General features: G+C 59.3%; 19 protein-coding genes and 1 pseudogene. 2 read left to right on the plus strand and 18 right to left on the minus strand.

The features are described 5' to 3' along the window. Positions 1-91: 91 nt before the first annotated feature. The 10 genes from IDH44_RS23230 to IDH44_RS23275 form a co-directional block, all read right to left on the minus strand. Positions 92-1,675 carry a DUF3502 domain-containing protein gene (locus tag IDH44_RS23230; RefSeq protein WP_190921221.1) on the minus strand — a complete coding sequence of 528 codons (1,584 nt, stop codon included), beginning with the start codon at positions 1,673-1,675 and terminating at the stop codon, positions 92-94. Between the two features lie 91 nt (positions 1,676-1,766). Then, positions 1,767-3,536, minus strand: coding sequence for a sensor histidine kinase (locus IDH44_RS23235; protein ID WP_190921222.1), 1,770 nt, complete (start codon positions 3,534-3,536; stop codon positions 1,767-1,769). Continuing rightward, complete coding sequence (locus tag IDH44_RS23240; protein WP_190921223.1) at positions 3,533-5,053, minus strand: response regulator; 1,521 nt, start codon at positions 5,051-5,053, stop codon at positions 3,533-3,535. Before IDH44_RS23240 ends, IDH44_RS23235 begins: the two co-directional genes overlap by 4 nt. 110 nt (positions 5,054-5,163) lie before the next feature. Then, on the minus strand, positions 5,164-7,659 hold the full coding sequence (locus tag IDH44_RS23245) for a glycoside hydrolase family 2 protein (RefSeq protein WP_190921224.1): 2,496 nt from the start codon (positions 7,657-7,659) through the stop codon (positions 5,164-5,166). Between the two features lie 94 nt (positions 7,660-7,753). After that, a complete protein-coding gene (locus tag IDH44_RS23250; RefSeq protein ID WP_190921225.1) occupies positions 7,754-9,412 on the minus strand; it encodes a type 2 periplasmic-binding domain-containing protein in 1,659 nt (552 codons plus the stop codon). Positions 9,413-9,541: 129 nt separating this feature from the next. Beyond that, positions 9,542-10,435, minus strand: a complete 894-nt coding sequence (locus IDH44_RS23255; RefSeq protein ID WP_317890242.1) for a carbohydrate ABC transporter permease — start codon at positions 10,433-10,435, stop codon at positions 9,542-9,544. 16 nt (positions 10,436-10,451) lie between these two features. Then, positions 10,452-11,378 (minus strand): ABC transporter permease, encoded by a 927-nt coding sequence (locus tag IDH44_RS23260; RefSeq protein ID WP_190921239.1) that lies wholly within the window; start codon positions 11,376-11,378, stop codon positions 10,452-10,454. Between the two features lie 269 nt (positions 11,379-11,647). Beyond that, positions 11,648-13,957: a helix-turn-helix domain-containing protein gene (locus tag IDH44_RS23265; protein WP_190921227.1), complete on the minus strand. Its 2,310-nt coding sequence runs from the start codon at positions 13,955-13,957 to the stop codon at positions 11,648-11,650. A gap of 123 nt (positions 13,958-14,080) precedes the next feature. After that, positions 14,081-17,155 (minus strand): ATP-binding response regulator, encoded by a 3,075-nt coding sequence (locus IDH44_RS23270; RefSeq protein ID WP_190921228.1) that lies wholly within the window; start codon positions 17,153-17,155, stop codon positions 14,081-14,083. 201 nt (positions 17,156-17,356) lie between these two features. After that, entirely contained in the window at positions 17,357-20,470 is a 3,114-nt protein-coding gene (locus IDH44_RS23275; RefSeq protein WP_190921229.1) for an ATP-binding protein, read from the minus strand. Between the two features lie 246 nt (positions 20,471-20,716). Here IDH44_RS23275 and IDH44_RS23280 point away from each other — a divergent pair, with 246 nt between their 5' ends. Both IDH44_RS23280 and IDH44_RS23285 read left to right on the plus strand, forming a co-directional pair. Continuing rightward, on the plus strand, positions 20,717-21,172 hold the full coding sequence (locus IDH44_RS23280) for a MarR family winged helix-turn-helix transcriptional regulator (RefSeq protein WP_190921230.1): 456 nt from the start codon (positions 20,717-20,719) through the stop codon (positions 21,170-21,172). Positions 21,173-21,283: 111 nt separating this feature from the next. Then, positions 21,284-22,093: an NAD(P)H-binding protein gene (locus IDH44_RS23285; RefSeq protein ID WP_190921231.1), complete on the plus strand. Its 810-nt coding sequence runs from the start codon at positions 21,284-21,286 to the stop codon at positions 22,091-22,093. A 19-nt stretch (positions 22,094-22,112) separates the two neighbouring features. Here the strand turns inward: IDH44_RS23285 and IDH44_RS23290 are convergent, their stop codons facing one another. The 8 genes and pseudogenes from IDH44_RS23290 to IDH44_RS23320 all read right to left on the minus strand — a co-directional run. Continuing rightward, positions 22,113-23,102: a Gfo/Idh/MocA family protein gene (locus IDH44_RS23290; protein WP_190921232.1), complete on the minus strand. Its 990-nt coding sequence runs from the start codon at positions 23,100-23,102 to the stop codon at positions 22,113-22,115. Between the two features lie 20 nt (positions 23,103-23,122). Further along, a complete protein-coding gene (locus tag IDH44_RS23295; RefSeq protein ID WP_190921233.1) occupies positions 23,123-23,446 on the minus strand; it encodes a hypothetical protein in 324 nt (107 codons plus the stop codon). A 208-nt stretch (positions 23,447-23,654) separates the two neighbouring features. Beyond that, on the minus strand, positions 23,655-23,966 hold the full coding sequence (locus IDH44_RS23300; RefSeq protein WP_190921240.1) for a CatA-like O-acetyltransferase: 312 nt from the start codon (positions 23,964-23,966) through the stop codon (positions 23,655-23,657). Continuing rightward, a complete protein-coding gene (locus tag IDH44_RS23305; protein ID WP_190921234.1) occupies positions 23,956-24,549 on the minus strand; it encodes a TetR/AcrR family transcriptional regulator in 594 nt (197 codons plus the stop codon). Before IDH44_RS23305 ends, IDH44_RS23300 begins: the two co-directional genes overlap by 11 nt. A gap of 20 nt (positions 24,550-24,569) precedes the next feature. Beyond that, positions 24,570-25,331 carry an alpha/beta fold hydrolase gene (locus IDH44_RS23310; RefSeq protein WP_190921235.1) on the minus strand — a complete coding sequence of 254 codons (762 nt, stop codon included), beginning with the start codon at positions 25,329-25,331 and terminating at the stop codon, positions 24,570-24,572. A gap of 79 nt (positions 25,332-25,410) precedes the next feature. Then, positions 25,411-25,938: a DinB family protein gene (locus IDH44_RS23315; protein ID WP_190921236.1), complete on the minus strand. Its 528-nt coding sequence runs from the start codon at positions 25,936-25,938 to the stop codon at positions 25,411-25,413. A 13-nt stretch (positions 25,939-25,951) separates the two neighbouring features. Further along, on the minus strand, positions 25,952-26,146 hold the full coding sequence (locus IDH44_RS27540; RefSeq protein ID WP_449582575.1) for a hypothetical protein: 195 nt from the start codon (positions 26,144-26,146) through the stop codon (positions 25,952-25,954). 20 nt (positions 26,147-26,166) lie between these two features. Continuing rightward, positions 26,167-26,373: pseudogene (locus IDH44_RS23320) on the minus strand (helix-turn-helix transcriptional regulator); the annotation flags it as partial. Positions 26,374-26,679 lie beyond the last annotated feature (306 nt).

Raw genomic sequence — 26,679 nt, forward strand, 5'->3', positions numbered from 1 at the left:
CCATACCTCATGTCTTCCTCTTATCCGACTGATCGAATCGAGCACGAGAAATGCATTCGGCAGGTGCTTTTGCTTGCTATGGGTATGCGAATCAGGGCTGTAAACGCGATGCTTCGGCAACGGGACGATTCGCCGCGTAATGATTCAATTGCTCTTGAAGCTCGGACAGATACGCTTGCATTCCTGCCGAACCAAGACGCTGCTGCACGACCTGCAGCTCGGTCTCGGGGTCCGCGCTCACACCAGCTGCCAGCGGCTGGACGTATTGCGCACGGACCTGCTCGAGCTGCGCCATCGTCTCGGTCAGATTGGCTGTATTGAAGGCGAAGCCTTCGTAAGGACTGGCGCCATTGCGCGCGGCGAGCTCGGGTCCGGCCTCGCGCACGAGTTCGTCGTGGATGGCCTGCCATTCCCCCGGGTAGCGCTCCGGCGGCTGCATGTACGCGTCGTACAGACCGGTCCATCCCGGCTTCTGGTTGGCGCTGTCGATGCCGTCGTAGGCGATGAGGCCGTCATAGCGCTCGTAATGCTCGCCCTCCACTCCGAACTGCAGCAGGTCGTAGTACGTCTGATTGGTATGCGCCAGCTCGATGAATCTGAGCGCGGTCTCGGCGTGTGCGGAGTGCGAGCCGACCGAGATCATCGTGCTCGTGCCGGCCGACAGCTGGGGCAGGTAGAGCTGCTCGGGATAGGTGTGATACACATAATCGTACCACCCGTATTCGTAATTCGGATGGGCCCGCTTCAACGCTCCGATGTAACCGCTGCTGACCGCCCCAAAATGATTATTAAACTCCAGCGGCTTGCGGTCTTCAAGCATCAGCCGCAGCGTCTTGCCCGTCTCGTTGGCCGTCGCCGCGAGAATGTCGGGGTCGACGATGCCGTCGTCGTACCATTGCTTGGCCTTGCGGACGACCGCCTCGTATTCCGGCGTATCGTACAGGCTCTGGACGGTGTACGGATCGTCGATCGGCGCGACGGCATAGTATTTCGCGACGGTATGATAGCGGCCGCCTGCAATCATCGTCCACAGGTTTTCGGCGAAGCGCTTGTCGTTGATCATCGGCACAGTCGCATACACTTCCCGCGCCCGGTACAGATACTGCTCCAGCGTCTTGAGATCGCGTATTTCCGGCAAGCCCCATGCCTCGCGCAGATCCTCGCGGTACAACACGCCTTCGCCGCCTGCTCCTGCCTTGCCCAATTGCGGAATGCCGTAGAGCTTGCCGCCGATTTTCACGTTATCCAGTTGGCCCCGGTAATGCGCGACCAGTTCCGGGGTATGCCGCAGCAGCGGCGCGAGATCGACGAATGCGTTTTTGGTGGCGTAAGCGCTGAACGCCGTCCAGGCCCCGCCGACGTACAGGTCGTATTCCTTCGCTACGATCGCCCGGCCGATCTGATTTTTTTCGTCGCCCCAGGGCATATAATCGAACCGCACCCGCACGCCCAGATCGCGCAAGGTCAGCGCGTCCAGTTGGTCGTAGAACGCTGCCATCCCCGCGGCAGGCTCCGTGCCCATCGTGACTGCGCGCAGCACCGCGGGTTCCGCAACCGGCTGGTCCTCGCCTGGCTCCGCCTGCTCCGGCGCTGCCGGGCCGGAGCAGGCGGCCATCGCGAGGAGCGCCGCGAGCAGCAGCCCTGCCTTCCTCCCCTCGGTTATCCACGTTGCCATACCCACGATCTCCTCCCGGTGATCCTTGCAGCCTTGCGCGCGCTCTTATGCGTGTACCTTTAGTATAGCGGGCATTGGCGGCCGTAGACGATCACACTTTTTTTAGATTTGTTGTAAAAAACGCGGATTCTGCCCGAACTGCGGGCACATCAAGTACGATGCGCGTGCCCCCGTCCTCTGCCTGGCGCGGGCGGATCCCTCCGTCTTCGCCAAAATAGAGCGCCAGACGATTGGCGATATTCCCCATGCCGTACCCGCTCCCCTTGTTCCGGCTCGCATCCGGCGCCTGACCGCGCATGCCGACCCCGTCGTCGCGCACCTCCAGATGCAAACGTCCGTGAGCGGCGTTCCCGACAATCCGAATGTCGCCTTCGCCCTCCGGCTTTTCCAGAATGCCGTGCACGATCGCATTTTCCACCAGCGGCTGCAGCGTAATTTTCGGGAGCAGGCACGCCAGCGCGTCGGCATGCACATCGACCTGCAGCGTCACGCGATTTTTCAGCCGTTTTCTTTGAATGTCCATGTAAATGCTGCAAAGTCGCAGCTCGTCGGCCACCGTGACCACATCCTCTCCCTTGTTCAATACCAGCTTGTAATAGTCTGAGAGCGCATACACCACCTCTCGGAGATTGTCGCGCTCCTCTCGCACGGCCATCCAATTGATCATATCGAGCGTATTGTATAAGAAATGCGGATTAATCTGGGACTGTAGCGCCTTCAGCTCGGCGCCCTTCTTCTCCTGACCCAGTCGAAATTGCTCCCTCAGCAGATCCTGCACGCTGGCGATCATGTAATTGTAGCTGGACACGAGCTGGCCGATCTCATCCTCGCTCGGCGCGATATCGAGCGGACGGAGTCTGCCCTGGCGCACCTGACTCATGCGGTTCATCAGCTGGTACACTCTGCGCGTGATCGAGCGTGTGATGAGGACGATGCACAGCAATAGCAGCAGGCTGATTGCGCCGTACATGGCGATGAGCTGCAGCCGCACCTGATCGATCGCAGCCGTTGCCGCCCGCTGCGACATGACCGATACGAGGTACAGGTTCGTATTGCCTACCTGCTGATCGCGCGCCAGGACCGTCTCGCCGTCCAGCGCGACCTCTCGGAATCCGCCGCTGCTGCCGGGACGCATCGGCAATCGCAGCTGCGCGAGCCTCTCCTCGCCGCTGCCGGTCACGAGCTCGCCTTCTCCCGTCTCCAGATAGACGACCTGCTCCGGCACCGACTGCGCCATCGTCTGGCGGATCTGCCCGAGCGCGATGCCAATCGAGACGATCCCTACCGGCTCGGCCAGATCGTTGGGATTCCACAGCATTCTGCCCAGCGTCAAGTACGTGCGTGCCGGGCCGCGCCCGCGGTCCTCGTACATGCCCCATGTCGGGCTGCCGCGGCGCGCGCGAATGTGCGCGGCCCAGTTGTCGTCGGCGAGCGAACCGATCGGCCGGAAGAGCGCATCCTCGCCTGTGATGACAAAAGCATCGTCGACAAAGAACATAATGTTCTGGAGCTCCATGTTGGTTTCGAGAATTCGGGTATAGGCGTAAATGTTGTCGTACGCGGACAACTGCTCCGGGATGGGCATCTCGCCGGGCCGGCGGGCCAGCAGGGCGTTGATGTCCTCGTTGACGATCATCATCGCCGACACCTCCTCCATCTGGCCGAACAGGTTCGACAAGGCGGTCAGGGTCTGCTCATACGTGCGGTTGGCTGCATAATTCTGGCCGTCGGCCAGCGACTTGTGCAGCTCGTTGTAGGAGATAAAAAAGGTCAGCACGAGCGGGACGAGGCCGACCGCGGCAAAAAGCAGGACAAGCTTGCGCTTGAGCGGCATGTTGCGAATCCAGGTGAGCGCTTTCATTTTTTGCGGCGTCCCTTGAAATCGGCCGGGGCAAAGCCGGTTGCCGACTTGAACGCTTTGGCGAAATAGCTGGCGCTGGCGTAGCCGCACAATTCGGCGATTTCATGCACCTTGTATCGCTCGCTCAGCAGCAGCCGCTTGGCCTCGCCGATCCGGCAGTCATTGATATGCTGCCGGATCGTCGTGCCCGCCTCCTGCCTGAACACGACGCTCAGATGAGCCGCCGAGCGCTGCATATGGCGGGCGATCCGGGCCAGATCGAGCGCCGGGTCGGTATAATGCTGCGCCACATAGCGCAGAACCTCCCGTACATGGCGGGAATAGCTCGCCGCCTGGCGCATTGCCTCATCATGCCGCCGGGCGAGCTCGCGCATGTACGTCTCCGCATCGCCGATGCTGCGGCAAGCGCGCAGCGCGTCGCGCGGTGCGTCGGCGCCCGAGGAGCGGGCGTGCGCCGGACTGCGCGACAGGATCGCATCGGCGCAGGCGGCGAACAGCGCCTCTACCTCCGGACGAGCCGGCGAGCGGCATTCGTTAAAGCGCTTGCAAACCGCCGCAAGCCAATCCGGAAGCTGCTCCGGAGCTTCGTCCAGCAGCCGATAGCACTCGGCCAACAGACCGGACGTGCCAGCCGCTGTCGTGCCGGCCGCTGTACCGGCGACGGCATCCATCTGACGGAATACCCGGCTGCCGGGCTCGTAGAACGAGCGGTCCGCAGCCTGCTGGGCAGCGGCACAGCTCGCGCGCACCTCGGACAGGCCGGCCGCGCAGGAGCCGATGCCGATCGTGCAGGACGGCAGGTGCTCCGCCAGTGCGGCTAGCCAGTCGACGAGCCGTGAAGCCTCACGGGCGCCGGCACCGCAAGCCGCGACCACTTGCACCCGCTTCGGGCCCGTCTGGCGGACGAGCGCGGCGTAGCGCGTACCGAGGTGGCCGGCAACCGTCTCCCGCAGCGCTGTCTCCTGCGGCGCGGCGGAGCGCCGTTCCAGCACAGCCGCGATGTAGCTCCCTGCCGCCGGGAAGCCCGTCGCATCGCACAGCCTGGACGCTTGCGCCGGCTCGAAGGGGCCTTGCAGCAGCAGCTCGGCCAGACGCTGCTGCTGCAAGATCACGTTTTCCGCCCGGATCATCTGCCGCTCCTGACGCTCGCGCAGCTGCGCGAGCGTTTTGAGGATGGCCCGCTCCACCTCGGACGGTTTGACCGGCTTCTCGATGAAGTCGACGGCTGCCAGCTTGATCGCGCGCTTGAGGTAATCCACCTCCATGTAGCCGCTCATGAACAGCAGTTGGCTGTCCGGACAGATCCGGATCAGCTGCTCTGCGAATTCGAGGCCGCTGAGCCGCGGCATGCGAATATCCGTCAGGACGATCTCCGGCCGCGTCTGCGCCGCAAGCCGGGCCGCCTCGACGCCGTCCCGAGCCTGAATGACGCGCGCGATGCCGAGGCGCGCCCACGGCAACGTGTCGATCAGACCTTCGCGCGTGTAATCGTCGTCGTCCGCGATGAGCAGTTGCATTCGTAGCCCTCCTTTTGACTTGCTCTGGCATGCTAGGCGCGATAGCTGCATGCTATGCTCTATCACTATGTGACGCCTCGGGGACGCTGTCAAGCCCCTGACGCCTGTATTCAGCTCCAGATCGAGACAGCGCGCACGGCGGCCGCACGCTGCGGGAAGCGGATGCGCAGATAGCGCAGTCCCTCGGCAGGCAGCGCCACGCTGACGCTGACGCTCGCGTCGTCGCGCTGCACGCCAGGGAGCGGCGCATACTGCCTGCCGTCCGAGGAACAGGCCAGCTCCAGCGGCGGCCAGCCCTCCTCTGGAGTCAGGTCCAGCGTGACATGCGCGAGTGACGCCTGCTTGGTGCCCTCGAGGTCGACTGCCAGCCACTCGCCGGCAGCGCCCGACGCCGGACGCCAGCAGGTCGCCGCGCGGGCATCCGTGACGTGCATGGCAGGGCTGTCAGCGGCCTGACTGCTGCAAAAGACCGGGCGATGCAACGCAATATCGGCAGGAGCGTCCGCGCGCGGCGGCGTCAGCCGTGACGGCGGCCCTTCCGGCATATGCACCCGCTGCCCGGCCCACGCCTCCTCGCCGTATGCCTCGAGCTCGAGCGTCGCGGCGCGCAGCCCTGCCGAGCTAGCCTGCACGACGACGCGCCCGGCGTAGTAGGATCTCAGCTCGATCGCCCCCATGCCGTCAAGGAAGCTCAGACTCGCCGTCGACAGCTCGATCGATCGGCCGGTCGGGAAGATCCCCCCGCCCTCGACCACCTCGAGCGTGACGACCGCGGGCAGATCGACACGCCGCCCCTGCTCGTCTACGGTCTGGACGATCAGATGGGCATCGTCCGTGCCGTCTGTCGCGATCTCCCTGCGATCCGAGCGCAGCTCGAGTGCGCAGGCGCCCGCGCGGCGCGCGGGCGGCGGCGGCGCAATGCCGAGCCGCTCATTGCGGTACCAGTACCAGGCGCCGAGCGGCAGACGGTAATAATCGATCATCCCCATCCGTCCCATGTCACCGGCGATGCTGCCATGGTGAAAGCCGCACCACAGCGCCTTGCCCGAGCGCCAGCGCGGATTCGTCTCGACACCGTCGGTGTAGCCGGGCGCATAGACGCCCGGCCGGTCGCCAATGACGCTCCCGTATTCCGAGACGAAGCTCGGGAAGCCCGGATCCCGGTAAAGCGCCGCGCCGTCGCCGTTATAACCGGCGAGATCGCCAAGTGTGTCAAACCCCTCGCGCTGTGCGCCTCCAACCGCGGCCGGACGGCTCGAATCGAGCGTCCGCGCGTGCCCGACGAGCCGCACGGTGAGCGCGCGGGCCGCGTCCATCACCTCCGGCTCGCTGAAGAACGGCTCGTTGGACACGCTCCACACGACGATGCTCGGATGGTTGCGATTGGTGCGGATCATCTCCTCCAAAGCCCGCATACAGCTGTCCTCGAACTCGGCCCGATCCGCCTCGCGCACCGGATAGGCGCTGCTCGACCAGTAGCCTTCGACATTGGCCCCCCCGATGCCCCAGTAGCACAGCTCCGACCAGAACAACAAGCCCTGCCTGTCGCATTCGGCCGCCACATGCGGATGATGCGGATAGTGCGAGCCCCGGATCAGATTCATCCCGCATTCCTTGATCAGCCGCACGTCGCGCGCCATCCCCGCCCGCGTCACGGCGTCTCCCCAGCCGGCATGATCCTGGTGCGCATTGGCCCCGAGGATATCGTAATGCTCGCCGTTGAGAAAAAAGCCCTCGTGCGCATCGAAGCGGAACCAACGCACGCCGAACCGGGTCTCGTATGTGTCTCGCAGTTCACCCTCGCCGTCGTAGACGCAGCTGCGCAGTATGTACAGCCGCGGCGTATCGGGGTGCCACAGCTGCGGCGAAGCCAGCATGCCCTGCTGGAGAAATTCCACCTGGCCGTACGCATCGATGCGTCGGGTCTGCCGGATCTCCAGCAGCACACGCCCCTCGTATTCGACGGTGGAAACAAGCGTGCAGTCCACAGGCACGCCCTTGCGGTTCGCAACCTCCGTCCGCATCTCCACAAGCGCTTCCTCCGAAGAGGCCTGCGGCGTCGTCACATACGTGCCGTACCAGGCGACATGCAGCGGATCGGTCACAATCAGGCTGACATCGCGATAGATGCCGCCATTGAACACATGCTCGCCGGCGCGGGGCGCCAGGCGCGGATTCCACAGATTGTTGACGCGCACGAACAACAGATTGCCGCCTTCGCGGACGAGCGAGGAGATGTCGATTTCGAATGCGGTGTAACCGCCCTGGTGCCGACCTGCCAGCGCCCCGTTGACATACACCTCCGCTTCCTGAAACACGCCCTGGAATTCCAGCGACAATCTCCGTCCCAGCCATTCTTTCGATACGGAGAAGCGTTTTCGATAGCAGCCATAGCCGACGTAAAAGGTATTCTCCATGAAATAGGGCGTGCCGAACGAGTGCGGAATTCCCGCCGTATACCAGTTGCTGTCATCATAAGCCGCTTCCTTGGCCTCCGGCATGTCGCCGTATGCAAAAACCCAGCCGCGGTTCAGCAGCTGCTGCTGCCGTTGGCCCGCGCTGGACCGGGGACAATCTTTTAGTTGTTCGTTTGAATGACTTGACATGGAGGATCACCTTGCCTTTTCAATTGCTTATATGCACTTCCTATCCGAAGCGGCCGCATTCTCTGATAAGAGCCGCGGCCGCCTGGCTAAAACTTTATTTCAACGCGGTATCATCGTAGGCCAACTGGTTCAATTCGACATATCGGCTGACATTGAGCGATTCCAGACCTTTGACGTAGCTATCCCAATCCTTCTCCAGGCTCTTGTCTCCGGTAATGAATTGCAGCGCGTTCTGATCGACATAGTCGGTGATATTCGTCTGGATCATGCTCAGTTCGTCCACCGTGTCCGGATTGACCCATACGGACCAGTACGGGAACAAGGCATCCGGCTCCTTGCCATCGTACAGCAGCGTTGCTTGCTGCAGGCGGCGTTCGAATCCCGAGGGATCGTAAATATCGGTACCCTGCACCCAGGCATCACGGAATGCCTTGGGCTGGTAATATTGAGCGATCGGCCCCCAGCTGTTGTTCAGCGGCTCGCCGCCGTTATCCACGGTCAGGCTTTTGAATTTGGGTTCTACTTCCTCGTTGAGCGCCACCTCGCCCTCCTGCGGGCGCCGCCAATTCAGGTCTTCTTCCCCGTAGTTGCTCAGCAATTGTCCTTCTTCGGTGAACAAGTAATCGAGCATCTTGATCGCCGCCACCCGGGCTTCCTCGCTCGCTTCGTTCGTAATCACGAATGAAGCGCCTGCCTCTACGGGATAGGCAAAGGTCGAATAGTCCGAATTCGGACCTTGAAGCGGAGCGATCGCATCGTAATCCTGGTTGTATTTGCCTTCCGCCGTCGTATCGATAAAAATAGCCGGATGCATGCCCGCTCCCGCGCCCAGAATTTGAGCGGAGGCGTTTTCGCCGATTTTTTTAAACGCTTCCGCGTTTTGCGTAAAGGCGCCCGGATCAATCAATCCGCCGTCATACAGCGACTTGATGTACGCAAGCCCTTGCTTCCACTCCTCCTGAATCGGAGCGAACGCAACGTTGCCGTCCTTGAGCATCAAAAACGTCTTGTCGTCGTCATAAATAAAGCCATTCATCAGAAACGGAATGATGCGAACCCCGAACGTTTCCGTCGAACCGCTGAGCGGCACCTCGTCCGCTTTTCCGTTCCCGTTTGGATCCTGTGTTTTGAAGGCCTCCAGCACCGCTTTAAATTGCTCCGTTGTGCGCGGCGTTTCCAGACCAAGTTGGTCGAGCCATGTTGTATTGAGCCACATCTTGTAAGGATACGAGCAATGGTAGCACTCGTTGAATTGATTCAAGCCGTAAATATTGCCGTCAGGGGCGATGTTCATCGCCTTGTAGTACGGGTGGTTATCCAGTGCCGCTTGGATATTCGGCGCATATTCTTCTATCAGGTCATTGAGCGGAATGATGACGCCCTGCTTGCCGTAGCGCAGCATGTCCGTGCGCGTGAAGCGGTCGACCCACGGCACGGTCATAAAAATATCGGGGTAGTCGCCGCTCGACATGGAAATTTGACGTTTTTCCGTAGCCCCGTCATAGGGAACGGACGTCCAGTCCAACGAAAGGTTAAACTTGTCCTCCACCAGCTTGGTAAACGAGTTGGTCGGCAAATCGACGTTGGGGTCAACCGTCGCAAAAACCGAAATTTCAACTGCCTGGTTTTCGCCGTTTTCACCGTTAGCTTCGCCGTTATCCGCCGGCGCTTCATTGTTGCCTGCGCAAGCCGATACAAGAAGGCTAATGCTGAGCAGACCCGCTATCCACCCGGCGTGTTTTCTTTTGTTCATGTGGACACTCCCTTTTCTTCATAAAAGTTCACATACCCTAATACGCTTGACTGCTGCTCATGCTTAAATGGCTCTGCAAGCCTTGAACTGCAGCGCATCCCCCCTTTCGCGAAGCTGATTCACGGCGCGTCAGCCTTTTACGGAACCGATCAATACACCTTTCACAAAATATTTTTGAACAAATGGATAAATCACGAGCACGGGAATGCTGGCTACGATGATCAGCGAATACTTCATCAGCTCGGCAATTTGCTGCCTCCGAATCATTTCCTCGGCATCGATGGGCGTCGCATTGTTGAGCACGAGAATGCTGCGCAGGATCAGCTGGAGCGGATACAGTTCCTGCGTTTTCAAGTAAATCAGCGCATCAAAGTAGGCATTCCACTGCCCGACTGCGTACATCAGCGCCAATACGGCGATAATGGGCTTGGACAGCGGCAGCACGACGCTCCCGATGAACCGGATATCGCTGCATCCGTCCAGTTGGCTCGCCTCGACGAGCTCGTCCGGCACAGTGGACTGAAAGAAGGTGCGGGCAATAATTACCTGATAGGCCAGGATGGCATTGGGGAGCAGCAAAGCCCACCGCGTATCGATCAGTCCCAGCGTCTTGACGACCATGTAGGTCGGGATAAGGCCGCCGGCAAACAGCATCGTAAACAACACGAAGAAGATTAGCGGGCCGCGTCCGTAAAACGTTTTGCGCGACAACGGGTAGGCAATCATGATGGTCAGCGTGACGCTGATCAACGTGCCCGTCGCCGCATAAAACAAGGAGTTGGCGTAGCCGGTTAAAATCAGCGAATTGCCAAAAACCGCCTTGTAGCCCTCCAGGGAAAAATGGACCGGAAACAGCCACACCTCTCCCGAGGCCACCGCCTCGGGACTGCTGAAGGAGGCGCTGACGATATAGACCAGCGGATACAGCACAATGACGAGCGCAAGCAATAGAAACGTGTAGACGCCTCCCAAAAATAGCTTGTCACCGGGTGATTCCTGAATACGTGTACGTTCAGCTGTCACTTCAAAGCGCCCCTTTCTACCACAGACTGTTGTCCGACACGCGTCGGGCCGCCGCATTGACGATCACCAGCAAGACAAGATTGACGATGGAATTCAGCAAGCCGACGGCCGTCGCAAAGCTGTAGTTGGCATTCAAAAGCCCCATTTTGTAGACATAGGTCGCAATGATTTCCGATGTCTCCAGGTTAAGCGGATTTTGCAGCAAGTAAATCTTTTCGAAGCCAAGCGCCATAATATTGCCGACGCTGAGGATGAGCACGATCACCGCTGCCGGCAGGATGCCCGGAAGATCGACATGACGGATTTTTTGCATGCGGGAGGCGCCGTCCACCTTGGCCGCCTCATACAACGACGGATCGATGCCGGCCAGTGCGGCCAAAAATATAATGGCCGAGTACCCCGCCGTCTGCCACAGCTCGGAGAAAACAAACACAGTGCTAAACAGCTTGGAGCTGCCGAGAAAATTAACCGATTCCATTCCGAACGCATTCAGGATCGTATTGACAATCCCCAGACGCGGCGACAAAAACAGCATGATGATGGAAACCATTACAACCGTTGAAATAAAATGCGGCGCATAGGTCACCATTTGCACCGTCCGTTTGAAGCGGCCGTTTCGAATCTCATTGAGCGCTAGCGCCAGCAGAATCGGAACGGGAAAGGTGACGGCGAGCTGATACAAGGAAATATGCAGCGTATTCTTAATCAGCGTCCACGCGACGGGATTTTCAAAAAACAATTCAAAGTATTTGAATCCCACCCACGGACTGCCCCAGATTCCTTTGGTGATGTTGTATTCCTTGAAGGCCAACACCGAATTAAACATGGGAATGTACTTGAAGATGACAAAGTACATGATCGGGAGCAGGACGAGCAGATAAAGCTGCCAGTGAAGCCGCAGACTTTTTTGCAGCGGTCTCCGCTCCCGACCGGACCGATTCATTTTCATTTGCTTTGCAGCGGTGGTTGTTGCTTGCGCCGAATCCACATCAACGCCCCCTTTTCCTGTATTGAATGCGCTCTCGCATCGTGTGGGAGCGCTTTCGTCTGTGCTTATCCTAACGCGTTTTCCAGATGCAAAAACAGGTACAAATCAGCGATTGGACCGTCCAATTCGGGACCGGGGTACCCGATTCCGCAAGGGTACATTGTTCCGAGAAAGCGTCCAGGCGCAACGTCTGTGCCCGTTCCGGCTCAAAAAAAGATCGGAGGTCATTCCCCCGATCTGCCCTCGTCCCGAAATACGCTGGGCGACACGCCTTTGACCCGCTTGAACGCGCGGCGGAAAGAGTGTGCGCTATTATAGCCGGTCAGTCCGGCAATTTCATCGATCGTGGCCTGTCCCTCCAGCAGCAGCTCCGTTGCTTTGTCGATGCGCAATCGCTCCAAATATTCGGTAATGGTTTCTCCGGTTTGTTTTTTAAACAGGCTGGACATGTACTTTTCCGTTTTTTTGACGTGCTCTGTCAAGCGAAAAAGCGTAAAATCGGGGTCATGGTACTCGCATTCCAATTGCTGAACGATGCACTGTACAAGCTCATCCTTTTCGGCATCTTTTTGCAGGAGGACAAGGCTGCAAATATCGGTGACGAGTCGATCCAGCTCCTGTTGCAACTGTGCCGCCGGCATCCCGTGATGGATCGTGGCCAGGGCCATCTCAATCGCGGCCAGCTTCTCCTTTTCCCCGTCTTTTTCCCGATAACGATCAAGCAATCTGCGAAGCGTCGTCCTGAGCTCCTCCAAAAGCTGCCGCTTCATTTCGTCCGATAGCGCGCTCTGGTTAAAATTCCGCTGCATGATGTAGTGAAGAATGCGCTTGCTTTCATCCAGATAGCCGGTTTGAAGCGATTTGAAGAGTCGCTGCTCCAATTCAAGCGGATAATAGTACAACTCGTTTTTTTTAGCCCCTTCTTCATACCAGATCGGGGCGTAGGGACGGACCGCCGAGCCGAATTCAAGCGCTTCAAGCGCTTCGCCGAGCGACTGGCTCGCTTCGTTCAAAGCCCGGAAATTCGTGCCGCACCCGACCGCTATGCTCATGCCGTATTTGTCATGCAGCCTTTGCGATAGCGACTCGAGTCGCTTCTCCAGTTCTTTTTTCCATTCAGACGGATGATCGCTCGCTTTCATTTGCAGGATGACCGCCACTTTGTCGGGCTCCCAGTCGGTGATCGCCGGCTGTTGGGCTTCCGCTTGCAGCTCCTGTCGCACCAGCAGCCGGCCTACCTCGAGCTCGTTCACGGCTTCGCCCTCCTCCAGCTCGGCGTACCCTTTCAAGTGCACAAGTGCGGCTACGCCTGCCGCCGATGCGTCCAGACCGAGCTGACCGGAGATCGCCTCGAATTCAGCCAACGATTGAAGATTTCCGACCAAGAGCCGCTTGATATAGCCGTCGCGCACCAGCGGCCACTGCTCCTGCAGATCTGTACGCAGCCTGGCATTGCGCTCGACCAGCTGCTGAATGTTGGCCGAAAGAAATTCAAAATCGTCTCTGCCCACTTGTCTGTCCGCGACCGGATGTTCTTGAACGAGGGCAAGCAGTCGGCTAATTGGCCGACTATTGCGATAGGCAAACAACGCAATGAACCCCAAGCCAAGGAGCAGCGCGGCGCTCATGTACACAATCGTCGTAGTGCGGATTATGCTTGCTTCCTGCTGGATAGAACGAAGGGGAATGCTTGCGATGTACTGCCAATTGGTCAGCTCGGAACGCACAGCCAGCAGCAGATGGTCTTGATAGATCCGACTGCGATCCCCCGCAAGTCCACTAGGCAAAGCTGCAGAATCGGCAAGCTTGGCGGCAAAGGAGCTTCCGTTTTGGTAGATGACTTGGCCATTCGGGTGGACGACCAGCGCATCGCCCTCGTATTGTGTCACAAAATCGTCTAGATACTGGCCGATCTTACTTTTTTCAATGGTGATCACCAACGTGCCTTTCGGATTTCCCATGTGGTCAAATGGCAGCGATTGGGTCAGACTGACGGCTTCCTCCTGTCGCGTATCGCCTGTCAAATGGGAGAGCGGCAGAAAGTCAAATTCATGCGAGCGGCGCAACCATTGCTCCCACTGCAAATATCCTTGCTCCGAGCCATACTGGATAGCATAAAAGTCCCGCGGTCGAAAAAATGCGTGGTTGGGCTCCAAAACAACTTGATGATTATGCAGAAAAACAAAAAAACGATCCAAAAAGTCGTTGGTCCGCCGGTACTGGGCCAGTTCCTTGGACACATTCCACATTTCATACGTTCGATCTTCCTCGATTTCGGGATTATTCGTCTGCTCGTCCATGAGCAGGAGCATGTCTCGATCCATGGAAAGCTGTTTTGAAAGCGCGTCCAACTCGGTCAACCGAACATCGATCATTTGCTTGCTCTGATTCAGAAAAAGCAGGCTGTTCTCGACTGATTTTTTTTCCGCAACGTCAATTGAGGTCGCGTACAGAAAATAACCGGCCGCGCAAGGAAGAAGGAGTACGATGAAATAAGAGACCAGATAGCGTTTGAACATGGTTGAGAGCCGCAATGCATTCCCCCCTTGTCTATCAATTAATTTTAACGCACCCCGCTACGCTTCGATATAATACATTTTTGCTATTCGTAAAACAATATTACGATAGTACACGCTGCTTCTCGAAGCAAAAAACATTCACTTTTCGATAAAAGTGAATGTTTTTTTAAATGACAGGCTTCCTGCTCCGACCCGAAACGAAACCGCAGTGCCCTGCGCCGGCGCGCTCTCGATGACGAGTCCCGCGCCGTAAAGCCGCTTCAGACGCAGATCCACGTTGCGCAGGCCGATGCCGCCCGGGTGCGGCTGCAGCAACCGCCGCACCGTCTCCGCCGTCATGCCCACACCGTCGTCGGCGACGGAGATTGCGACGACGTCTGCCAAGCGCTTGAGCACGATACGCACCGTCCCGCCCTGGCGGCGCTGTGTCACCCCATGGCGAATTGCATTCTCCACCAGCGGCTGGATCGAATACGGCGGCAGCAGCAATTGCTCCGTGTCATCGTCTATGTCCCACTCCACCTGCAGCCGCTCGCGGAAGCGCGTCTGCTCGATATACACATACGCCCGCACCAGCGTCAGCTCATCGTGCAGCGATACGAGCTCGCCGACATTCTGAAATTTGAACTTCTCGCGCAGGTAATCGCCAAAATGCACGATCAGCTCGTTCATCCGCGCCGGATCGATGGCTTGCAGCGCGGCAATCGAATTGAGCGTGTTCAGCAAAAAATGCGGCTCGATCTGCGCCTGCAGCCAGGCCGCTTCCATCCGCAGCCGCTCGCGCACGGAGCGCTTCAATTCCGTCAGCGCCTGCACCCGGGCCCGCAGCTCGCGCGGCTCCACCGGCTTGGTCACATAGTCATTGGCCCCTGCAAGGAAGCCCTGCTCGATATCCTCCGGCTGGCTGCGCGCGGTGAGCAGCAGGATCGGCAGCTCGGAGACGGCATAGCGCTCGCGGATGCGTCGGGTGAGCGTGTACCCGGACATCAGCGGCATCATGACATCGGTGACGACCAGGTCCCACGCGTGGGCATCGACGAGGGCGAGCGCTTCCGCTCCGCTGGTAACGGTCACAATGTCGTAGGCATCGTCGTCGAGAATGGAGCGCAGGATGCGCAGATTGAACGCGTCGTCGTCGACGGCGAGAATGCGCGGCCTGTCCGCGGCCTCGCTCTGTCCGGAAGCAAGAGCTTCCGCCGGGGCAGCCGGGCCGACCGCTATGGCGGCCGCCTGCTGCTCATGCGCTTCTTCCAGCAGCTGCACCCGCGGCTCCGATGAAGCATCCAGGTTCAGCTCGAAGACGAATTCCGCGCCCTCGCCAGGCGCGGAATGCACACGCAGCGAACCGCCGTGCAGTTCAACCAGCTGCCGAGTAATGCTGAGCCCCAGTCCGAAGCCGCCCTCCCTGTCGTCGTCCCGATCGGCCTGCTCATACGGCTCAAAGACGCGAGCCTGCGTCTCGGGCGTCATACCGATCCCTGTATCCGAGACGAGCACGACGACCCGCCCCTGCCCGATCCTCGCGGTCACGCCGACTTCTCCCTGGTGCGTGAACTTCAGCGCATTGTGCAGCAGATTGAAGAGGATCTGGATCAAACGATGCTCATCCGCGTAAACGTTCGGCAGCTCTGCCGCGACCCGGTTAACCAGCGCGACCGGCTTGCCCTCGCACATGAAGCGGAGCATGTCCATCACCCCTTGCACGATCGGATGCAGCGCGACCGACGTTAGCTGAAGCTCCAGCATCCGCTCTCTGAGCCGCGCCGCGTCGAGCAGGTCATTCAGCATATGCGCCATCCGCCGACCGACGCGCAGGACCGTCTCCAATTCGCCGCGGCTCCTCCCTTCCAGCCTCGCACGCTCTCGCGCCAACACAGCCTCCGTCATGTTAATCATCCCGTGGAGCGGATTGCGCAGTTCATGCGACGTATTGGCAAGAAAGGCGTCCTTCTGCCGGATCATCTCCTCCAATCTGGCGGTCAGCGCCTTCTGGTCGGTGTACAAGGCGTAATATCGCCTGATCCAGATGGAGGAAAGCAGCAGCATGCCCAATATGAGATCAAACGGGTAATAAAGCAGTTTGAGCCCCAGGCTCTCGTACAGGGTCCACCACAATACATGGTTCATAAAGGCGGCGTAGGCCAGCAGCTGAAGGGGATTGCCGAAAAAAGCCTTCGCGCCGAGTCTCGGGATATAGCGCCTCAGCAGCAAGACAGTAATCGGTGTCGACAAGATGAACACGGCATACTGCAGGGGCTGATTGTTTTTCACCGTCACGGTCAAGCTGGCGGCCGTACCGATCAGCGCGGCCAGTCCATACCCCCATTGCATCCATGGACGCAGCTTCGGCGGGATCGTATCGATGACTGTCTGCAGGAGGCTGTAAGAAAGCAAGACGAGCGACAGACAGAGCAGCCTGTAGCTCCATTCGAGCGTGAGCGAGAACCATTGCACGAGCAGCTTGTCCTCGCTGCTATTCAGCAGAATGACGGTGAAACCAATCAACGCCAGCGCGAGAAACAACCAGAACCTGCGCCGCTCCATCACGAAAAAAACCAGTAAAAAGACGGCCTGAATCAGCAGCGCCGCAGCGACGAACACTTGGACGGCCATTGACAACTGCCGTTCGCTCGCAATGGCTTCGGCCGTGCCGAACTTGAGCGTACGCACCAGGCCCCCGTTGCGCGAATCGGTAAAGTTCGCGACTTGCACAATCAGTTCAATGCGACCCTGTTCGTCGGGGGCAAACGTGCCGGTGTAGGGTCGATTATCCGAGACATGCGCCGCCTCGCTGGCCGCAGGAACGCCGGAGCCGGCAACGAGGCGTCCGTTGGCGTAGAGGCGGGAGGCGTTGCGCACCTCGGGCATGTAGACGCTGTAGATCGCGTCGCGCTCGGGCGGCACCCTGATCGTCAGCCGGTAAGAGCCGAACCCGTACGGGCTCCTGCTCTCCGGGTTCAGTCGCGTATTCCATCCGCCAGGCACCTCGATGCCGGACCCGTGAATCGACAGGTCGACGTCTTCTCCATGCCCGGGAGCGAGCAGCGAATTCGGATAGAATCGCCACTCGCCGTCCAGCGACAGGGTGCGATTCTCCCAGTCTGACCAGCCCTGAAGATCAAGAACTCCGTCCACCGCATACGGTTGACCCGACGACTCGAACAGCTTGAGCCAGGTCAGGCGTCCGGCGGTCAGCAGCACAACGGCAATCAAAATCACACTCCAAAACTGTCGTTTATTCATGATTTCTACATAGTTCAACTTTTTTTGGAAAAATCCTTGTTTATTCGCGAAATGCAACTGCTGGGCTCCGGCAGCGCAGGCAGCAGTTCGAGCATGCCCTCGTGCGACGCGAGCCAGACGCGAAACGCGGCGATGATGGAGGAGGGGCAGAGGACGGCGGCGTCCTCTGCTTTATGAATACGTGAGCTTTTTTTCTTCTTGGGAGGCGACGATACCGAATCGGAACGACACCCTCGTGCCCTGACCCGGCGCGCTGTCGATGACGAGTCCCGCGCCGTAAAGCCGTTTCAGACGCAAATCGACGTTGCGCAAACCGATGCCGCCCTCTGTCCGGGGCTGCAGCAGGCGCTGCACCGCCTCCGCGCGCATCCCCGCACCGTCGTCGCTTACGATTGCAATTGCGACTAGCCCCTCCGCCTGCTTCAGTTCAATCCGCACCTTGCCGCCCTGACGCCGCTTCATCAGGCCATGTCGAATCGCATTCTCCACCAGCGGCTGGATCGAATACGGCGGCACCTGCAACTGCTCGATCCCTTCGTCGATCCCCCATTCTACCTCAAGCCGCTCTCCGAAACGCGTCTGCTCGATGTAGAGATAAGCGCGCACCAATGCAAGCTCGTCCTGCAACGGCACGAGCGTACCGACATTCTGGAACTTGAACTTCTCGCGCAGATACGCCCCGAAATGAACGATCAGTTCGTTCATCCGGGCCGGATCGATGGCTTGCAGCGCGGCAATCGAATTGAGCGTGTTCAGCAAAAAATGCGGCTCGATCTGCGCCTGCAGCCAGGCCGCTTCCATCCGCAGTCGCTCGCGCGCCGACCGCTTCAGATGGGTCAGCGCCTGCACCCGGGCTCGCAGCTCGCGGGGCTCTACCGGCTTGGTCACATAGTCATTGGCCCCTGCAAGGAAGCCCTGCTCGATATCCTCCGGCTGACTGCGGGCGGTGAGCAGCAGCACCGGCAGCTCCGAGACCGTATACTGCTCTCGAATGCAACGGGTCAGCGCGTAGCCTGACATCCCCGGCATCATCACATCCGCTATGACCAGATCCCAACTCTGCGCCTCGATGAGCGCCAGCGCCTGGGCGCCGTCTGCAGCCGTCGCGGTGATGTACGCGTCCCCGGCGAGGATCGAACGCAGAATTCGCAAATTCAGCGCGTCATCATCCACAGCGAGTATGCGCGGCTGGTCTGTCCCGTTGCCGTGGTTGGACGCGGGCTGATCCGGCGGAAGCAGCGGAGCGGGCGGCGACATGGCACTGACGAGGTCACTCGCAGCACCCGCTTGTTCCTGCAGCCATACCCGCAGCTCCGAAGACGTGTCGGCCTGCAGCGCAAAGGTAAACGCCGCTCCCTCGCCAAGCGAGGAGCGAGCGCGGAGCGCGCCGCCGTGCAGCTCGACCAGTTGCCTCGCAATATTGAGCCCCAGGCCGAAGCCGCCCTCCTCGGCACGCTCCGGATCCGCCTGCTCGTACGGCTCGAAGACGCGCTTCAGCATAGCCGCATCCATGCCGATGCCCGTATCCGACACGACGACAAGGATGCGATCCTCTTCCAGCCGCGCCGTGACGTTGACTTCGCCCCGAGACGTGAATTTAAGCGCATTGTGCACCAGGTTGAACAAGATCTGAATCAGACGCTGCTCATCCGCAATAACATGAGGCAGCCGCGCCGGCACCCGGTTCGTCAGCGAGACCGGCTTGCCCTCGAGCATGAACCGCAGCATGTCCAGCACGCCGTTGACGACCGGCTGGAGGGCCAGTGCGCGCTTGTTGAGCTGGATCGTACTGTCCTTGAGACGGGCGGCGTCGAGCAGATCGCTCAGCATATGCGACATCCGCCTTCCCACGCGCAGGACCGTATCCAGCTCGCTCCGGCTCCCCTCGCTCAGTATCGCGCGCTCGCGCTCCGCCACCGCCTGGGTCATGTTGATCATCCCGTGCAGCGGATTGCGCAGCTCATGCGACGTATTGGCAAGAAAGACGTCCTTCTGCCGGTTAATTCGCTCCAATCGATCTGTCAGGCCCTTCTGCTCGGTATACAGCGCGTAATAACGCCGAACCCAGATCGAGGAGAGCAGCAGCATGCCCAAAATCAGATCAAACGGATAGAAAATCAACTTGATGCCCAAAAACATGTGGACGGACCACCACAGCATATGGTTCGCGAACGCGGCAAACGCCAGCAATTGCAACAGCCCGCTGCGGTTGCGGACGCCCCGCGCACCCAGGCGCGGCAACGTCCGCAGCAGCAGAATAATAATCGGAACCGCGGCGGTGAAGATGACGTATTGAACCAGCTGATTGCGTTGAATCGGTATGCCGAGACTGACCAACACGCCCGCCGCCGCGGCGACGCCGTAAAAACGCAGCACCCGCGAACGCCAGACGCCGGGAACCGCGTCGCTCACCGTGTGCAGGAGACCGTAAAATAGCAGCACCAGCGCCAGGCAGAGCAGTCGATAGCTCCATTCGAGCGTAATCGGAAACCACTGCAGCAGCAGCTTGTCTTCGCTGCTATTCAGCATAATGACGGTAAAACAGATCAGCGTCAACGCCAGAGCGGCCCACAGCTTGCGGCGCTCGATTGCCCAAAATACCATCAGGTAAATCGCTTGAATGACGATCGCGGCGGCAATCAGCTGCTGCGTCGCCATCGACAATTGCTTCTCCCGGGCAACGGCTGCGACTGTCCCGAACTTGAACGAACGCACCAGCCCGCCGCTGCGCGGATCGGTATAGTTCGCCGCCTGCACGAGCAATTCGATGCGGCCCTGCTCATCTGCGGCAAAGGTGGCGACATAGGGTACATTCTCCGCCTCATGCGACGCCGCGTCGGCAGCCGGCAGGCCGGAGGAGCCGACGAGCTGCCCGTTCGCATACAACCGCGAAGCGCTGCGCACGCTTGGTACGTAGACACTGTATAATTCGCTGCCTTGCGGCACCAACACGACCAGGCGGTACGTCCCGAAGCCGTACGGCTGTTCTTCTCCCTCTGATAATATGGAATTCCATGAACCCGGCACGTCGATCCGTTCGCCGATCAATGACGCGCCCTCCGCAACCTCCCTCTCCGACGGCAACAGCTTGCTCTGGTAAAACAACCATTCCCCGTCCAGCGTCAGTGGAGCTCCTTCCTTAAAGGAGCCGTGTCTAAGATCCAATATACCGTTAACGGCGTAGGGTTGCCCGGATGGCTTGAACAACTCCATCCATAGGACACGACCGGTCGTCATAAACAGGATGACCAGCAAAAAAATTCCCAAAATATGTCGTTTAATCATGGTAAGTTACTACTATTCGACTATTATCGCGCAATTCCTTGTGCGTTCGCGTATTGCGAATACCTCAGATGTCTTGGCGAAACGGCTGGAGCCGATCCATTTTGGCGGATAGGACCCATCGGGTCCCCGGGGATTGACAAAGGGAACAAGATTGTCTAAACTGCATGTAGTTAAAGACTTAACTATATGCAGTGGCGAGTGTCACACGCTCTCCATTGTCGCACCAATGCCAAGGGAGGGTTTTCCATGGATTCAGTCGATACGCTCGAATCCTACGTCCATGAGCTGCCGCTGCCCAATCAGGTTTTCTTCGCACTCGTCGAAGCGACTGCCCGGCTGGTCGAGGTGTCGGACAAGTACTGGCAGTCCAAGGGGATTCACGGCGCCCGCGTCCGCATCCTCGTCGAGATCATGAAGAGCGGCGGCTCGATGCTGCCATCGGTGCTGGCCCAGCGGATCGGTGTCACCAAGTCGAATATTACGCTGCTGCTCCAGCCCCTGGAGCAAGACGGACTGGTCCTGCGCGGATCGGACCCGCAGGACGGGCGCAAGTCGATCATCTCTATCACTGCCGCAGGCCGGGAACTGCTGCTGCACCATCTGCCGGATAATCGGACGCTGGTCGCAGAGCGGATGCAGGCGCTTGACGAGCAGGAATTGCACCAGCTGATGGGGCTGCTGACCAAGCTGAAGCGCCGGTAGGGCTATTGCGAAGGGAGACTTGCGGTGTCCCCAGGAGGGTGGCACCAGTCGCTTCTCCACGACCATTTTGTTAAGCACTAAACTATCTGGCGAATAAAGGAGTGTATGCCCATGTCAATAATGATTACTGGCGCAACTGGAAAACTAGGCGGCCAGATCCTCGACCTCCTGCAACAGCGGCGCTTGCCGGATGCGGAGATTGCCGCCGGTGTGCGCCGTCCCGAGCTAATCGCGGGCTATACGGCTCGAGACTTACCCGCCAGACACTGCGATTACGACCTGCCGGAGACGCTTAAGACAGCCTTTGCCGGTATCTCCTGCTTGATGTTCGTCTCCAGTCCTCACCCCGACGACGAGGTCCGGTTGCAGCAGCATCGGCAGGTCGTAAAGGCGGCTCGAGAGGCTGGCGTCGGACAGATCGTGTATACGAGCTTTGCCTATGCAGAGCGCGCGAGCGGTCCGCCTGCCCCGCTGCATCTGGCGACCGAGCGCTTCATCCGCGAGGCCGGCCTGTCGTATACGGTGCTGCGCAATGCGTTGTACACCGACATCGTCGGCGCCTTCGACCTGCAGCACGCGGTGCAGATCGGTCGGCTCGAGGCTCCTCCGGGAGACTGGCGCTTCAACGCCGTTGATCGGCGCGACCTGGCCGAGGCCGCAGCTGCTGTACTGGCTGCGCCGCAGCAGCACCGCGGCGCCAGCTACGAGCTGACCTGTCCGCGCGCCTGGTCTCTACCGGAGCTTGCGGACGCCGTGACCGAGCTGACCGGCGCGCCGGTCAGCGTGCATACCTCGGATGTTCCGCATTGGATCTTCCGCTGGCTGCAGGGCGTTGATACGCGGTCGGTCTCCTCCGACCTCGAGCGTCTGATCGGACGGACGGCGACCCCGCTGCGAACCAGCCTTCAGTCCTTGATGTGACCCGCTTGCAGTTGTAATGCTAGCAGGGATAACCATAATACGGCTGCAGCAGCGCGTCCATGACCCGATTCGTGCGCAGCGCGCTCTGCCCTGTACTCGACGAGCGGCCGCGACCGCGCAGCTCGTCCACAATTTGCTGGATCAAGGGCTGCTGGACGTGCTGCGGATTTGGCACGGTGAAGCGCTCGGGGGCTCCACCCGCTCGGTGCAGCTCGTACCAGTCGCCGAAGGTCGGAAAAACGAGGGCGCCGTCGCTGCCGATCAACTCGTTGCGGTCCAGCCCCTCATAGGCGCTGAAGCACCATGTGCCGGTGCCGATCGCGCCGGATGCGAAGCGGTACGTCCCGCTGACGATGTCCTCCGCCTCGTAGCGGCCCGCTTGATTGGCGGCTATGCCCGTGCAGTCGCTGATTGGGCCGAGCAGGTGATCCAAAACGTCGAGCGTATGGCTGGCCAGATCGACGAACAAGCCGCCGCCCGCGATCTTCGGATCGATCCGCCATAGCTGGCCAGACGACGCCTGCTCCGGCGCCAGCACGCGGCCCGTCTGCAGCGTGCGGACGAAGCGCACCTGACCGATCGCCCCTTGCGCCAGCAGCTCCCGGATGCGGGCAAAACGCTCATGCGCGCGGCGATAATACGCCACGTACAGCGGCACGCCCGCTGTCGCGCAGGCCGCGATCATCGCCTCGCATTCGGCGGTATTGCGCGCCATCGGCTTCTCCACATACACCGGCTTGCCGGCCCTGGCCGCCAGAAGGGCGTATTGCAGATGCGAGGAAGGCGGCGTCGCGACATAGACGGCGTCGACCTCCGGATCGGCGATGAGCCGCTCGGCATCGTCGTACCATTTCGGCACGCCGTGCCGGCTGGCGTAATCCTTCGCCAGCTCGCCGCTGCGCCGCATGACCGCGGTCAGTGCGGAGCCCTCTGCCTTTTGCAGCGCCGGCCCGCTCTTTACTTCGGTGACATCGCCGCAGCCGATGATCCCCCAACGTATCGTTCCCATGCTTTCCCCGCTTCCTTTATTTACATTTTCTTCAATACGTGAATGTCCATGTCGTGTTTGGCGGTTTGATTGCGCAGATAGTCGATCTCGTGGCCGGAAAAGCGAATTTCCTTCATGATTTCCTGGTGGCGGCGTTCCCCCAGCGCATGCTCGGCGGACATTTTTTCTTCCATCGTCTCCACCCCCTGGTCGATGCCGTCCATTCGTCGCTCCATGCCATCCATCCGTTGTTCCATACCATCCATCCGGTGCTCAAGTTTTTCTACGACCGTGTTGTTCTCCGCAACCATTTGAATCAGTTGCGTAATCAATCCCTCGATGCGATCCAGCCGTTCCTCGATCATGCCTCCACCCCCGGACGAGATGCGAAAATTGCACGAGAACTGTGCTGCGCGGCTTGTAGGGCTCGTTCGCATGCCGCTTTCGTGAATTACATTATAGCACAAGAACAAGTCAGATAACAAGAACATTTGTTCGCAAAAAAACAGGCGAGCAGCACCTCCTGTCGGAAAGCGCCTCGCCTGCTATCCCCTTACACCGTGGCCCTGAGCGTTAGCCGTCCAGCCAATCCGCGCACGAATCGGCGCGTGCTTGCAGCTCGCGGAACAACACGCCCGCATGATACCCGTCGCACACAGCATGATGCAGTTGTGCCGTCAATGGGAGAAGAACAGCGCCTCTGCTCCTGTCGAACCGTCCCATTGTAAAAATCGGCCGCAAAAACGTTCCTTCATCGTAAAGATGTAAATGAAAGGCCATGAAGTTCACCCACGGAATGCTGGATACCGGGAACGTATTCGGCGGCTCGTCCGGGAGGCGAAATCCACTGCCTTTACCATGTCCCTCACATCCTTCACTGCGAATCGGAGGCGAACTGCCGCATGATCTCCTGCTTCATGCGCGATAGCGGGTAGTCGCTCGGATAGGTCGACAGCATCAGCATCGCCCCTTGCAACGCGGAGGAAAAGTAAAGCGAGGCGATACGGGGTTCGGGCGCGCCCAGCGCTTCGAATATCCGACATTGCTTGTCATACTGCGCGCTCATCTCCCGCTTGAGCAGGAGGCTGTACTTCCCCAGCACGCGGTCTTCCTCCGGCTGCGTCTGCAAATGCACAAAAAACCGATACAGCTCCGGTTGTTGCGCCGTCTGATCGAGCGCGCCGTCCACGATGCTGCGCAGCTGCGCCCGCGGGTCGGACAAGGCCAGCGACGCTTGCATCACCGCCGCGATCTCGGCTGCACGCTGTTGCGCCATTTCCTCCAGCAGCGCTTCCTTGCCCTTGTAATGGCTGTAGAGCAGGCCCTTGGAAATGCCGGCCTTGGCGGCAATTGCCTCGATAGAGGCCGCATGGTAGCCCTGCTCGACGAATACTTCAGTGGCCGCTGTGCGTACCTTATCCCTAGTCATCTGCCGAATGCGCTCGTTTTCTTCCCGTGTACGCGGCATCGCCTTCACTCCTTCATGATCTACAGCGTACCATCAAGGAAGGGGACGAGCAACCGGGCAAGCTGACCGGGATGCGTAAGCGTCAGCATATGATCCGCCTCGTCGATTCGGGCGAAGCGAACATTCGGCACACGCTCGAATTGCTCGGCTACGCGGAGCATGTCCGGCCATTCCACAGTGCCGTGAACGAACAACGTCTCGCAGCGCAGCTGCTCCAGTCGTTCGATCGCCGGCGGCTGAGGCCAGTTCACCTCGAAGCTTTTCCATTGGCTAAAGACGCGGGTCATATAGGCGGTATGCATCTCTTGCAGAAATTCGCGCTCCCCGCTATTCATCACGACCCGATAATTCGGTCCGCCCAGCGACTTATTCACCAGACGCTCCACATCCGGCGCGCAAGCATTGACCTCAGTCATCCAGCGTACGAAATCGGGCTCAGGCTCGAAGCCGGTCAATGACGGGGCCAGCAGCGCGAGACGCGCCACGCGATCGGGATACGTCAAGGCAAAGTCGGTCGCCGCCTGTCCGCCCATCGAGTGTCCGACCAGCGACACGCGCGCAAGTCCCAGATGATCGAGCAGCGCCCTCAGATCCTCCACCAGACTCGTCGGCTCCTCCGGAGCCGGCGAGCGGCCCATCCCTCTTGCATCGTAAGTGATCACCTGCATCTGATCAGCCAGCAGCGGCGCGACATACTTCCACTCTCTCGAATCGACGCCCGGACTGTGAATCAGCACGACCGGAGTGCCTCCTGCACCATGTACCTCAAAAGCCAAATCCATCGTATCCACTCCTTCCTTTTCTCCTCTATTTTATACATTGACCGTACGTTCAGTCAATAAAAATTAAAAATCATCAGCCTTACCCGGGCTGACGACCTCCTTGCTGCCGTTCCAGCAAATAAAACAAATAATCGGTCGGGACACCGGCGTGCCCTTGCTGCCTCAGCATAGCGGTGATATTTCCTCGGTGATACGTCCCGTGATTGACCACATGCCGCAGGATTTCTGAGAAATGCGTATCGAGGCTGCCGTAGTTCGGATGCTCGATGGTCATGGCCTTGTCCGGGTCGGGGGTGCGCCGCAGCAATTCGCGATACTGCACGGCAACGCCGTCGAACAGCCGCCGCATCTCAGCCAAGTCCTTGCCCGCCGCCTCTTCTTGCCAGACCGGGACCTTCGGAAATATATCCGCGTTCGGCACTTCCGCAAGCACGAGCAGATAGAGCTGCTCGAACAAATACATGTGCCCGAAGGTCTGCGCCACGGACGGAAACACACTGGTCGCCTCCGCATGGAACGCCTCCTTGGGAAGCTGCTCCAGATGCGCAAACACTTGGTCGTTGGCCCAAACATGAAAATCGTACAATTGCTGAGTATGTTGAAGCATTGTTGCCTTCACCTTACCTTTCGTCGTCGCTTGATTGGCGCGGCCTTGTCTCTAGTGTATACCGGCTATGCTGACAACTGCTGTCAGTGAAGTTGAAATCGGAATCAGGATCAGCTTGGTAAAGCTGTACGATTCCCTTTGCCAATTCCCGGACCAGTTGCTTCAGCTCCGGCGGCTCCAGAATGCGGATGGACGGACCGAAGGTCATCAAATACGCCGGGAGGTACTTGTTTCCTTGAAGCTCTCCAGAATGCGAATGCCGCCGTCATGACCCGATTCCGCGACGACCGGCACGCCGCTGGCGCATAAGGCGTCGATATACCGATACACAGTGCGGACGCTGATTTCCAAGCTGTCGGCGATTTGCGCAGCGGTGCGCTTTCTTCCGTAGCGCAGCATCCACAGAATGGACAGCATGTTATCCCATTTTGCCATCTTCGCCCCTCTTTTCTTGCCATCAGTTCCCGGCGTCTTTGTACAACGCGATATACGTCATCAGTGCTGCGATTCCCTGGAATTGCAGCGTCAGGTTATGGTCTAGCCTTTGCAGAGCGAATTGGAACGAGCGGTCGATTTTTGAAAAGCGGTGCGACTCCAATTCGTGCAGAAGTTCCTTCAAATTATCGATGTAATAAACCGTCTTTCTTAAAGAGCCTGTTCAAAAAGCCCTTAGATTCAGATAAAAAAACAAAAATGCACCGAAGCATTAAATGGTAAAATGGAGGTATCCCGACCACCACA

Origin of the sequence: Paenibacillus sabuli, from assembly GCF_014705605.1 — a bacterium.
GTDB classification, from domain to species: domain Bacteria; phylum Bacillota; class Bacilli; order Paenibacillales; family Paenibacillaceae; genus Paenibacillus_D; species Paenibacillus_D sabuli.